This window comes from Nocardioides lianchengensis (assembly GCF_900101465.1).
In the GTDB taxonomy this organism is placed as follows: Bacteria; Actinomycetota; Actinomycetes; order Propionibacteriales; family Nocardioidaceae; genus Nocardioides; species Nocardioides lianchengensis.
This window is the reverse complement of the sequence record NZ_FMZM01000002.1, coordinates 162,641-174,843: the sequence shown is the minus strand read 5'-3', so window position 1 is coordinate 174,843 and position 12,203 is coordinate 162,641. Positions and strand designations below refer to the sequence as shown.

The window sequence follows — 12,203 nt, the reverse complement described above, 5'->3', positions numbered from 1 at the left end:
CAGCCCACCGCGACCACGAAGGTGGCGGCTGAGGCGTATACCACTACCGTTGACGGGTGAGCACCGAGGACCAAGCAGTCGAGACCCCCGCCCAGCAGACCACCTTCGCGGACCTGGGCCTCGACGACGCCGTGCTCCGCGCGCTGAAGGACGTGGGCTACGAGACGCCCTCGGCGATCCAGGCCGCGACCATCCCGCCGCTGCTCTCCGGCCGCGACGTGGTCGGCCTGGCGCAGACCGGCACCGGCAAGACGGCGGCCTTCGCGCTGCCGATCCTGTCGCGGCTCGACGTACGCCAGAAGTCGCCGCAGGCGCTGGTCCTCGCCCCCACCCGTGAGCTCGCGCTCCAGGTCTGCGAGGCGTTCGAGAAGTACGCCGCCCACCTCAAGGGCGTCCACGTGCTCCCCGTCTACGGCGGTCAGGCGTACGGCGTGCAGCTGTCCGCGCTGCGTCGCGGCGTGCACATCGTGGTCGGCACCCCGGGCCGGATCATGGACCACCTCGACAAGGGCACCCTCGACCTGTCGGAGCTGCGCTTCCTGGTCCTCGACGAGGCCGACGAGATGCTCAACATGGGCTTCGCCGAGGACGTCGAGACGATCCTGGCCAGCACGCCCGAGGACAAGAACGTCGCGCTGTTCTCCGCGACCATGCCGGCGCAGATCCGCCGGATCTCGAAGAAGTACCTGAACGACGCGCAGGAGATCACGGTCAAGGGCAAGACCGCGACCGCCGCCAACATCACCCAGCGCTACCTGATGGTCAGCTACCCGCAGAAGGTCGACGCGCTCACCCGCATCCTCGAGGTCGAGAACTTCGAGGGGATGATCGTCTTCGTCCGCACCAAGAGCGAGACCGAGACCCTCGCCGAGAAGCTGCGGGCCCGCGGGTTCAGCGCCGCCGCGATCAACGGCGACGTCGCCCAGGCCCAGCGCGAGCGGACCGTCAACCAGCTGAAGGCGGCCAAGCTCGACATCCTGGTCGCCACCGACGTGGCCGCCCGCGGCCTCGACGTCGAGCGGATCAGCCACGTCGTCAACTACGACATCCCCACCGACACCGAGTCCTACGTCCACCGGATCGGCCGCACCGGTCGCGCCGGCCGCAGCGGCGACGCGATCTCCTTCGTCACCCCGCGCGAGCGCTACCTCCTCAAGCACATCGAGAAGGCCACCCGCCAGCCGCTGGTCCAGATGCAGCTGCCCTCGCCGGAGGACATCAACGTCACCCGGCTCACCCGCTTCGACGAGCAGATCACCGCGGCGCTGGAGCAGACCGCCCGGATCGAGCGGTTCCGCGACATCATCGACCACTACGTCCGCCACCACGACGTACCCGAGGCCGACGTCGCCGCCGCCCTCGCCGTCGTGGCCCAGGGCGACGAGCCGCTGCTGCTCGACCCGGCCGCCGAGAAGCCGATCCGCGAGCCCCGCTTCGAGGAGCGCGAGCGCCCCGAGCGGTCCGCGTCCCGCGAGCGCCGGGGTGCGCGCAGCGACGTCCCGATGGCGATGTACCGGATCAACGTGGGCAAGCGTCACAAGGTCGAGCCGCGCCAGATCGTCGGCGCCATCGCCAACGAGGGCGGCCTGCGTCGCGCCGACTTCGGCCAGATCCAGATCCGCCCGGACTTCTCGCTCGTCGAGCTCCCGGCCGACCTGCCCGGCACCGTGTTCGACGCGCTCAGCGGCACCCGGATCTCCGGGAAGCTGATCGAGCTTCAGAAGGACAACGGCCCCCGCCCGACCAGCCGCCCGTCGTACGACGACCGCCCGGACCGGAAGCCGCGCCACAAGTCCCGCTGAGCCTGCGAAGGCCCGCCGGTCTCTGCCACCATGCCTGCGTGAGCAGCGAACGGCAGGTCGTCGACGTCGGGGTGCCGCTGCTGGGCATCGCGGCCGCGGCCGTCTGGCTCGCCTGGTTCGTGGTGCCCCCGTCCGTGGTCTCGGCGCGCGTGCCCGTGATCGAGCTGGTCCTGCCGCTCGTGGTGCTGGCGGCCCTGGTGGTCGGGACCGTCGTCGCGGTCCTCGAGACGCGGGGGCGTGCCGTCCTGCCCTGGTTGGGTCTGACGGCCGTGCTGACAGCGAGCTTCCTGCACACGCTCGTCGTCGTCGCCGCCACGACGTTCTCCTTCGGCTGACGGGTCCCGTCAGCCGACCGCCAGCTCCTGCACCGCCGCCGCGCCGGCGACCAGGCCGGCGGCGGCGGAGGTGAGCACGGCCGACATCGGCATCGGCAGCTCCTCCAGGTGGGCGAGGTCGCCCGCGGCGAACACGCCCGGGCGGCTGGTGCGGCCGAAGGCGTCGATGCGCACGCAGCCGGACGGCAGCAGGTCGAGGCCGAGCTGCTCGGCGAACGGGGCGGACTGCGCGAAGGTGGTCGCGACGAAGAGGCCGCCGGCCTCCTCGGCCGGGCCGCTCGCGAAGGACACGGTCGCGCCGGTGGCGCTGCGGCAGAACCCGGTCACCTCCTCGGTCCGCACCGCCACCCCCGCGGCCACCAGCGCGTCCCCGACCTCCGGGTCGACGGGTGCGCCGTCGGTGAGGACGGTCAGCCGGGCCGCGATCGGGCCGAGCATGGCCGCCATCCGGGGCGCGTGCGGACCGGCACCGAGCAGGACGACGTGCTGGTCCGCGAACTCGTGGCCGTGGCAGAACGGGCAGTGCGCGGCCACGGTCCCGAACAGCTCGGTCAGGCCCGGCTTGGCGGGGAGGGTGTCGCGGACACCGGTCGCCAGCACGACCTTGCGGGCGGTCATGGCCGAGCCGTCGGCGAGCTCGACCCAGAAGAGGCCGTCCTCCTCCGAGACCACGGTGGCTGCGGTGCGCCGTACCTCGACGGTGTCGTAGGCGGCCAGGTCGGCGTGGGCCAGGGCGCGGAACTCGGCCGGGTCGCGGCCGTCGTGGGTGACGAAGTTGTGCAGGTGCTCGACGGGGGCGTTGCGGTACTCCCCGGAGTCGAGGAGCACGACCGTCCGGTGCATCCGGCCGAGGGTGAGGGCGGCCTGCAGGCCGGCGGGTCCGCCGCCGATCACGACGACGTCGACAGGGGGGTCGAGGAGCTCGGGAGTTGTCATGGGAACGAGGATGTGACTTCATGTCAACATGAAGTCAAGTCGTGAGGGGACGCCCTGGTCGGTCGGCGACGTGGCGGCCAAGTTCGGGCTCGCCACGCACGTCCTGCGGCACTGGGAGGACGTCGGCCTGCTGCGGCCCGCGCGCGACGGCGCGGGCCGCCGGCGCTACGGGATCGACGACCTCTCCCGGGTCGCCACGATCGTCCGGAGCAAGGACGCCGGCATGGGCCTCGACCAGATCGCCGTGCTCCTGGACGCGGACGCGCCCGAGCGGCACCGGGTGCTGCAGGCGCACCTCGACGACCTCGCGCGGCGGATGGCCGAGATGGAGCGCTCGCGCGAGATGACCGAGCACGCGCTGTCCTGCCGGGCCCACGACGTCGCGACCTGCCCCAACTTCCAGCGGTTCGTCGCGGACCTGGTCGAGGCGGCCGCGTAGGGGTTCCCCTTGTCCTCGCGCCGCGCCCTTCCGGGCGCCCGCGGCACCGTCCTACGTTCGATCGGTGCCCCGTCTCGGTCCCGCCCTCGTGTCCCTCACCGCCACCGTCGCCCTGGTCTCCCTGGCGCCACCGCCCGCCTCCGCCGCCGGTGAGGAGTACGTCGCCCTCGGCGACTCGTACTCCTCCGGCCTCGGCACCCGGAGCTACCTCGACGACGGCAGCGAGTGCCGCCGCTCGACCTCGTCGTACGCCGGGCTGATCGCCGCGGCGCAGGACCTGGCGCTCAACCTGCGCGCCTGCTCCGGGGCGACCGTGCCCGACGTGGCGAGCACCCAGCTCGACGCGCTGAGCGGGTCGACGTCGTACGTCACGATCTCCGTGGGCGGGAACGACGCCGGCTTCGCCGACGTGCTGACCGAGTGCGCGCTGCCGGCGTGGGCCAGCGACTGCGCGGGCGCCGTGGCCGGTGCCCAGGCCTACGTCTCCGACACCCTGCCCGGCGCGCTCGGCGGCCTCTACTCCTCGATCCGGTCGGCCGCCCCGGCGGCGCAGGTCGTGGTGGTCGGCTACCCGCGGGTCTTCATGGGCGAGGACTGCAACGCCGCCACCTTCTTCTCCCCGGAGGACGAGGCGCTGCTGAACCAGACCGCCGACCAGCTCAACGGTGTGCTGGCCAGCGCCGCCTCCGGCGCGGGCTTCGCCTTCGCCGATCCCACCTCCGCGTTCACCGGCCACGCCGTCTGCGACGATCCGGCCTGGCTGAACGGCTTCTCGAGCCCGATCGACGAGAGCTACCACCCGAACGTCGCCGGTCACGCCGACGGCTACGCGCCGCTGGTGGCCCCGCTGCTCACCGGCTCCGGGCTCCGCGTCACCGCCGACGTACGGCGCGACGCAGCTGCCGACGCGCCCGCGCAGACCCGCGAGCAGCGCCGGTACGCCGACCGCGACGCGGTCATCGAGCAGGACCCGTTCCGCGCTCCTCCCCAGGCGCGCTGACGTCGGTGGCGGCCGTCGGAGCCGAGTGCTTCAGTGATCCGGCGGCCGCATCGGGGCGGCCGCCGGACCTCGGAGGTCGCTCGTGCGCCGTCCCCTCACCACCGCCGGGCTCGTGCTCGGCCTGCTCCTCTCCCCCCTGACCGCCGCGCCGCCGGCCCGGGCCGCCGCGCCGCCGGTCTACGCCGCGCTCGGTGACTCCTACGCGTCGGGGGTCGGCACTGGCCGCTACCTCGACGACGGCAGCGACTGCCAGCGGTCGTCCTACGCCTATCCGGCCCTGCTGGCGAAGGCGCGCGGCTGGACGCTGCGGTTCCGTGCCTGCTCGGGCGCGACGATCGCCCACGTCCGCGCCTCGCAGCTGGCGGCCCTGAGCAGCCGCACGCGCTTCGTCACCCTCTCGGTCGGCGGCAACGACGCCGGCTTCGCCGGGGTGCTGACCACCTGCGCGACCCCGTGGTGGCTGCTCGACTGCGACCCCGCCGTCGCCCGGGCGCGGGCCTTCATCCGCGACACCCTGCCGGCCCGCCTCCGCGCCCTGTACGCCGAGGTCCGGTCCCGGGCCCCGCGCGCCCGCGTGGTGGTGGTCGGCTACCCGCGCGTGTTCCAGGGGACCGACTGCGACCTCGGCACCTGGTTCACCCGGGCCGAGCAGCAGCAGCTGAACGCGACCGGCGACCTGCTCAACGCCCGGATCGCCGCCGCGGCCCGGGCCGCCGGGTTCGCCTTCGCCGACCCCTCGAAGCGGTTCGGCGGGCACGCCGTCTGCGACGACCCGGCCTGGCTCAACGGGCTCTCGGTGCCGGTCGGCGAGAGCTACCACCCCAACCGCGCCGGGCACGCCTCCGGCCTGCTGCCCGTGGTGCGACCGCTGCTGCGAGGACCCGGGCCGGCCGCCCGCACCGGGGTCGCGAGCCCGGCTCCCCTCGCGCGGACGGCGGGAACGCGGGTCGCGCCGTTCCGCAAGCCCGACCCGCGCACGAAGCAGGCCAGGCGGGCCGCCCGGCGCCACGGCATCGACCTCGAGGCCTGGCTGCGGCGACACCCCTGAGGCGTCCGCAGCACGGTCCGGTCGGTGCCGGCTGGTAGAAGAGGGGCCATGCGACGCGTCCTCCTGGCCTCGACCGCCGTGCTCCTGGTGACCGGGCTGCTCAGCTCCTGCGACCAGGTGGCCGACCGGCTCGCGGACCCCGAGCCCGACCAGGCCGCGGCCGACCTGGCCACCGGCCTGGCCGGCGGCGACCTGGCCCAGGTGGTGTTCACCGACGCCACGGCGGCGGAGGCGACGGCGTCGTACTCCTCGGTGGTGGAGGGGCTCGGCGACGTGGAGCCGACGGTCACCGTGGAGGACGTCGCCGACGCGACCGACGGTGAGTCGACGGCGACCCTCGCCTGGTCCTGGCCGGTGGGCGCCCAGCCGTGGACCTACACCACGGAGGCGCCGCTGGAGCTGGTCGACGACGAGTGGCGGGTGGCCTGGTCGCCGGCGCTGGTCGAGCCGTCGCTGGCCGAGGGCGAGGTGCTCGACACCACGCCGATCGCCGCCCGGCGCGGCGACATCACCGGCGACGGCGGGCAGACCCTGGTCACGCTGCGGCCCGTCGTACGACTCGGCGTCGACCGGTCGGCCGTGCCGAAGGCCCAGGCCGTCGAGGCCGCGCGGGGCCTGGCGCGGGTGGTCGACATCGACGCGGCGTCGTACGCCGACGAGGTGGCGAAGGCCGGCGACGCGGCGTTCGTGGAGGCGATCACCTACCGCCGCGAGGACGTCCCCGCGGCCGCCGCCCGGCTGGCCGAGCAGGACCCCGCGGTCCTGGCCATCCAGGACGAGCAGCCGCTGGCCCCGACCCGCGAGTTCGCCGCGCCGATCCTCGGCACGGTCGGCGAGGTGACCGCCGAGATGGTCAAGGACGAGCCGGAGAAGTACGCCGCCGGCGACCAGGCGGGCCTGTCCGGGCTGCAGTCCCGCTACGACGACCTGCTCCAGGGCGAGCCCGGCGTGGTGGTCAGTGCCGTCACGGACGCGGGCGAGGAGGGCGAGGCGGAGCGCGAGCTGTTCCGTGCCGACGCCCGGACCGGCGGCACCCTGGAGCTGACCCTCGACCCCGACCTGCAGCTGGCCGCCGAGGGGCTGCTCGCCGACGTGAGGCCCGCCAGCGCCCTGGTGGCCATCCGGCCCAGCACGGGGGCGATCCTCGCGGCGGCCAACGGGCCGGGCACCGACGGCTACAACATGGCGACGTTCGGCCAGTTCGCGCCGGGCTCGACGTTCAAGACCGTCACCAGCCTGGCCCTGCTGCGGGCCGGACTGACGCCCGACACCCGGGTGCCCTGCACCTCCACGATCGTGGTCGACGGCAAGCGGTTCAAGAACTACTCCGACTACCCGAGCGGCGCGACCGGACGGATCCCGCTGCGCTCCGCGGTGGCCAACTCCTGCAACACCGCCTTCATCTCCCAGACCGATCGCCTCGGAGGCACCGGCCTCTACGACGCCGCCGTGTCCCTCGGCATGGGCCTCGACCACGACCTGGGCTTCCCGGCCTTCCTCGGCAGCGTGAAGGCGGCCGGCTCGGAGACCGAGGCGGCGGCCAACACCATCGGCCAGGGCACCGTCCTGGCCTCGCCGATGGTGATGGCCACGGTCATCGCCTCGGTCCAGCAGGGCTCGCTGGTGATCCCGCAGCTGGTCCCCTCGGTCCAGGTGAGCGCGCCCGACGGCGCCCAGCCGCTGAGCGCCGCCGAGGCCAAGGCCCTGAAGGGGATGCTGCGCGGCGTCGTCACCGAGGGCAGCGGCCGCGCCCTGGCCGACCTGCCCGGCCCGGCCGCGATCGCCAAGACCGGCACGGCCGAGTTCGGCAGCGACCCGGTCCGCACCCACGCCTGGATGATCGCCGCCCAGGGTGACCTGGCCGTCGCCGTCTTCGTCGAGGTCGGCGAGTCCGGCTCCCGCACCGCCGGCCCGATCCTGAAGGAGTTCCTCCGAGCGGCGCGATAGTCCCTGACGTCCTGCCGCTCCCGTCCCTGCCGAACGTCAGCGACTATCGGCGAGGTCCGGAACCTTCCACCCCCGGTGGGCCCATTTCACACGGCGCACGCCTGTCGGCGGCCGGAGGCGCGGACGTACCGTGGTCGTTCCATGTCTCGGGTGATGGGTAGGCCGGACCTGCTGGGGGAGGTGCACGACCTCCTCGGGCAGGGACTGCCGGTCGCCCTCCACGGCCCCGCGGGGATCGGCAAGAGCGCGCTGCTCGACATCCTCGAGGCCGAGGCCCGCGAGGAGCCGTCGACGCTGGTGCTGCGGGCCAGCGGCGCGGCGGCCGAGCACTCGCTGCCCTTCGCGGCATTGCGCGATCTGGTCGACCAGCTGCCGCCGGGTCTGCTCGCGAGCCTGCCCGACGAGGCCCGCGACCGGCTGGCGACCGGCCTCGGGGGGCTCGACTCCTCCGACGAGATGCGGTCGTCGCTCTGCGCGGTCCTGCACGGCCTGCTCGACGTGGTCTCGCGCCGTGGGCCGGTGCTGGTGCTCCTCGACGACGTCCAGTGGCTCGACCCCGAGTCGGCCTGCGTCCTCGGCTACAGCCGCCGGCGGCTGCCGGGGCGGGTCCGGATGGTCGTCGCGGTGGGTCCGGACGCCGGCACCGGCATCGACGTGACCGACCTGCACGCGCTCGACGTACCCCCGCTCGACGCGCCCACGATGATCGAGCTGCTCGGCAGCCACGGCCTGCCCGCCCACGTCGCCCAGCGGGTGCACGCCGAGTCCGGCGGGGTGCCGGCGCTGGCCCTGGCCCTCTGCGGCGCGATCCGGGAGCGGCCGACCCTCCTCGGCGGGCCGAGCCCGCTGCCGGCGAGCATCGAGCGGGTGCTGCGCGACCGGGTGGCGGCACTGCCCGACGACCTCCGCGAGACCCTGGTGCACGCCGCGCTGCTGCACCGGCCGACGCTGCGCCAGCTCGAGCGCGCGGGCCGGATCGCCGCCGACGACGACGTACGACGCCTGGTGCAGGCCGGCGTGCTCGTCCGGACCGACGGCGCCCTGCGGTTCACGCCGACGGTGCTCCGCTCGGTGACCGCCGAGCTGACTCCCGCACACCGTCGGGGCGAGCTGCACCGTGAGCTCGCCGCGGTCGCCACCACCGAGGCGGAGCGGATCCGCCACCAGGCCCTCGCCGACCCGCGGCCCGACCACGACCTGGCCCGCGAGCTCGGCGTCGCCGCCCGCGAGGCGGCCGAGGCCGGTGGCCGCGAGATCGCCGCCGAGCTCTACCTGCTGGCCGCCGACCGGGCGCCGGTCGAGCTGGCCGAGGAGCGGGTGGAGTGGCTGGCCTCGGCGATCGAGACCGCGGCCCCCGGCAACCACGTCGAGATCGTGCAGGAGGCGCTGGCCGAGATCCTGGAGGCGAACGCGAGCCCGGCCCAGACGGTGCGGGTCCGGCTCGCCCTGCCGGAGCTCGCCGGCTCGCCCGTGACCGCGCTCGACGAGGTGCTCACCGCAGCCCTCGCCGACGCGGGCGACGACGACCGGCTGGTGGCGATGGTGCTGCTGCAGCGCTCACGCGTGGCGCTGATGGAGTCCCGACCGGACGCCGCGGCCCACGGCGCGCAGCAGGCGGTCACGCTGCTCGACCGGGCCGGCGACGTCGAGAGCTCGGCGGTGGCCCTGACCGCGCTGGCGGTCTCGCGGCGCTGGACCGGCGGCGACCACCGCGGCCCGATCGACCGCGCCGTACGCCTGGCCGAGAGCGGGACGAGCGGCGGCAGCACCGGGTTCGTGCACACCTCGCCCGCCTACATGGCCGCCCGGTTCGACTTCTACGACGACCGCCTCGACGAGGCCTGGGCCGCCTACCTCGCGATGCTCGCCCAGGTGGAGCGCGGCGCCGGCATGGACCAGGTCCACGTGCTGCGCTGCTTGGTCGAGGTCGGTGCCCGGTCCGGCCGTTGCCGCGAGGCGCTCGAGTACGCCGCCCGCGCGGCCCGGGTCGGCGAGGAGTTCGCCCTCGACCTGCACACCAGCTGGTTCATCCAGGCCCTGGCCGAGCTGGCCGGCGGTGACCTGTCCACGGCCCGCACGCTGGCCGAGCGCGGGGTGCTCGCCTCCGAGGAGCGCGGCGACACGCGCTACCTCCAGCGACACCTGCTGCTCCTGGGTCAGGCCCGGCTGCGCTCGGGCGACGCCCAGGGCGCCCGGGAGGCGCTGACCCGGATCCGGTCCATCGAGCGCGCGCACGGCATCGGCGATCCGACCGTCAACCGCTGGCAGCCCGAGCTGGTCGAGACCCTCGTCCGGCTCGGCCAGCTCGACGACGCCGAGGACCTGGTCGCCGAGGCCCGGCACGGCCTGGACGGCCGGCCCGGCACCGAGGGGGTCTCGGCCCAGCTCGACCGCGCGGAGGCCGAGCTGCTCAACGCCCGCGGCGACGCCGACGGGGCGCTGCTGCTGCTCGACCGGGCCGCGAAGGTCTTCGCCGACGTCGGCCTGCGCATCGAGCTCGGCCGGGCGCTGGTCAGCCGCGCCCACCTCGAACGGCGCCGGCGCCGGGCGGCCGCCTCGCGGGCCGCGCTCGAGGAGGCCCGCAACCTGTTCGTCTCCCTCCACGCCCGCTCGTGGGCCGACCAGGTCGGCGCCGAGCTGGAGCCGACCCGCGCCGACGTCAGCGACGACCCCGCGCTGGACCAGCTGACCGACACCGAGGCGCGGATCGCGCGGGCGGTCGCCCAGGGCGCCAGCAACCGGGAGATCGCGGAACGGGTCTACGTCAGCGTCAAGACCGTCGAGGCCACGCTGACCCGGATCTACCGCAAGCTCGACGTGCGCTCCCGCACCCAGCTCGCGGCGCTGCTGGTGCCGGCTCCGCCGGAATAGCCCCACGACGAGCGAGAGGCGCGGGTGCCCGGTGAGGAACCGGGGACCCGCGCCTCTTGGCGTCCGGGGCGGTGGGGACCATTCCCGGACAAGGGAGAACCCCTCGCCGCATGGGGTCGGCAAGGGGTTCGGTCGCCTTCAAAGTGCTCCCTCCGAAGTCGACTCCTCTATGGTTCCACGGGCCTCCACACCTGTCATCGATTTCCTGGAACTGGTGCGGGTGATCAGCCGGGTGACAGGCTGGGGACCATGACTGGATTGGATCTCCTGAGCCCCCACCAGCGGGGCCTCCTCATCGGCGGCGCGTGGCGCGAGGCCGACGAGGACCGCCGCTTCGACGTGCTCGACCCGGCCGACGGCAGCGTGCTCACCGACGTCGCCGACGCGTCCGTCGCCGACGCCGTCGAAGCCCTCGACGCGGCCGTCGCCGCGCAGGCCGACTGGGCCCGTACGGCGCCCCGCGAGCGCGGGGAGATCCTGCGCACGGCGTTCGGGCTGATCGCCGACCGCGCCGACGACTTCGCCGAGCTGATGAGCCTCGAGATGGGCAAGACCGTCGCCGAGGCGAAGGGCGAGGTGGCCTACGGCAACGAGTTCTTCCGCTGGTACGCCGAGGAGGCGGTCCGCATCCACGGCCGCTGGATGCAGGCGCCGGCGGGCGGCAGCCGGCTGCTGACCATCAAGAAGCCGGTCGGCCCGTGCCTGTTCATCACGCCGTGGAACTTCCCGCTGGCGATGGGCACCCGCAAGATCGGACCGGCGATCGCGGCCGGCTGCACGATGGTCGTCAAGCCGGCCGAGCTGACGCCGCTGACGATGCTGGCCCTGGCCGGCGTCCTCGAGGAGGCCGGGCTCCCGGCGGGCGTGCTGAACGTCGTCCCCACCACGCGGGCGGCGGAGGTCAGCCGGGCGCTGCAGGGCGACGACCGGCTGCGCAAGGTCAGCTTCACCGGGTCGACGGCGGTCGGGAAGGTGCTGGTGCGCCAGTCCGCCGACCAGCTGCAGCGGGTGAGCATGGAGCTCGGCGGCAACGCCCCGTTCCTGGTCTTCGAGGACGCCGACGTCGACGCCGCGGTCGCCGGCGCGATGGTGGCCAAGATGCGCAACATGGGCGAGGCCTGCACCGCCGCCAACCGGTTCCTCGTGCACTCCTCGGTCGCCGCCGAGTTCGCCGAGAAGCTCGGGGCGCGGATGGGGGCCCTGAGGGTCGGCCGTGGCCAGGACGACGGCGTCGACGTCGGCCCGCTGATCGACGAGAAGGCCGTCGAGTCGGTCGGCCAGCTCGTCACCGACGCCGTCCACGACGGCGCGACGGTCGTCACCGGGGGCTCCGCCCCCGACGGTCCGGGCTACTTCTTCACCCCGACCGTGCTGCTCGACGTCCCTGCCGACAGCGCGATCAACGTCCAGGAGATCTTCGGCCCGGTCGCGCCGATCACCACCTTCGAGACCGAGGAGGAGGCGGTCGCGCGGGCCAACGACACCGAGTACGGGCTGGCGTCGTACGCCTACACCCGCGACCTGTCCCGCACCATCCGGCTGGCCGAGTCGCTCGACTACGGCATGGTCGGCATCAACACCGGCCTGATCTCCAACCCCGCGGCCCCGTTCGGCGGCGTGAAGGCCAGCGGCTTCGGGCGCGAGGGCGGCTTCGAGGGCATCGAGGAGTACCTCGAGACGACGTACGTCGCCCTGCCGGCCGGCTGACCCGACGTCAACGCCGGGGAGAGTCCGTCACGATCTGGCACGTTCGGACACCTCCTGGGTGCCAGATCGTGAGGGACCTTCAATCGACCGCGCCGCGGACAGGTGCGTGATCGCGGTC

At 74.2% G+C, this 12,203-nt stretch carries 9 protein-coding genes; 8 read left to right on the top strand and 1 reads right to left on the bottom strand.

What is annotated here, in order from left to right; genetic code table 11:
* Positions 1–56: 56 nt before the first annotated feature.
* Together BLT76_RS04330 and BLT76_RS04325 are read left to right on the top strand one after the other, a co-directional pair.
* On the top strand, positions 57–1,802 hold the full coding sequence (locus BLT76_RS04330) for a DEAD/DEAH box helicase (RefSeq protein ID WP_090851252.1): 1,746 nt from the start codon (positions 57–59) through the stop codon (positions 1,800–1,802).
* Positions 1,803–1,840: 38 nt separating this feature from the next.
* Complete coding sequence (locus BLT76_RS04325) at positions 1,841–2,137, top strand: hypothetical protein (protein ID WP_090851250.1); 297 nt, start codon at positions 1,841–1,843, stop codon at positions 2,135–2,137.
* Positions 2,138–2,146: 9 nt separating this feature from the next.
* Here BLT76_RS04325 and BLT76_RS04320 read toward each other — a convergent pair whose 3' ends face one another.
* On the bottom strand, positions 2,147–3,073 hold the full coding sequence (locus BLT76_RS04320; RefSeq protein ID WP_090851247.1) for an NAD(P)/FAD-dependent oxidoreductase: 927 nt from the start codon (positions 3,071–3,073) through the stop codon (positions 2,147–2,149).
* Positions 3,074–3,101: 28 nt separating this feature from the next.
* Here BLT76_RS04320 and BLT76_RS04315 point away from each other — a divergent pair, with 28 nt between their 5' ends.
* From BLT76_RS04315 to BLT76_RS04290, 6 genes are all read left to right on the top strand, one after another.
* Positions 3,102–3,512, top strand: coding sequence for a MerR family transcriptional regulator (locus BLT76_RS04315; protein ID WP_090851244.1), 411 nt, complete (start codon positions 3,102–3,104; stop codon positions 3,510–3,512).
* Between the two features lie 64 nt (positions 3,513–3,576).
* Entirely contained in the window at positions 3,577–4,512 is a 936-nt protein-coding gene (locus BLT76_RS04310) for an SGNH/GDSL hydrolase family protein (RefSeq protein WP_090851241.1), read from the top strand.
* Between the two features lie 82 nt (positions 4,513–4,594).
* Complete coding sequence (locus BLT76_RS04305; protein ID WP_244509252.1) at positions 4,595–5,560, top strand: SGNH/GDSL hydrolase family protein; 966 nt, start codon at positions 4,595–4,597, stop codon at positions 5,558–5,560.
* Between the two features lie 48 nt (positions 5,561–5,608).
* Positions 5,609–7,507, top strand: coding sequence for a penicillin-binding transpeptidase domain-containing protein (locus BLT76_RS04300; protein WP_090851238.1), 1,899 nt, complete (start codon positions 5,609–5,611; stop codon positions 7,505–7,507).
* A gap of 141 nt (positions 7,508–7,648) precedes the next feature.
* The gene (locus BLT76_RS04295; RefSeq protein WP_090851235.1) at positions 7,649–10,378 is read left to right on the top strand and encodes a LuxR family transcriptional regulator; all 2,730 of its coding nucleotides are present in this window, start codon (positions 7,649–7,651) and stop codon (positions 10,376–10,378) included.
* Positions 10,379–10,627: 249 nt separating this feature from the next.
* Positions 10,628–12,085, top strand: a complete 1,458-nt coding sequence (locus tag BLT76_RS04290; protein WP_090851232.1) for an NAD-dependent succinate-semialdehyde dehydrogenase — start codon at positions 10,628–10,630, stop codon at positions 12,083–12,085.
* Positions 12,086–12,203 lie beyond the last annotated feature (118 nt).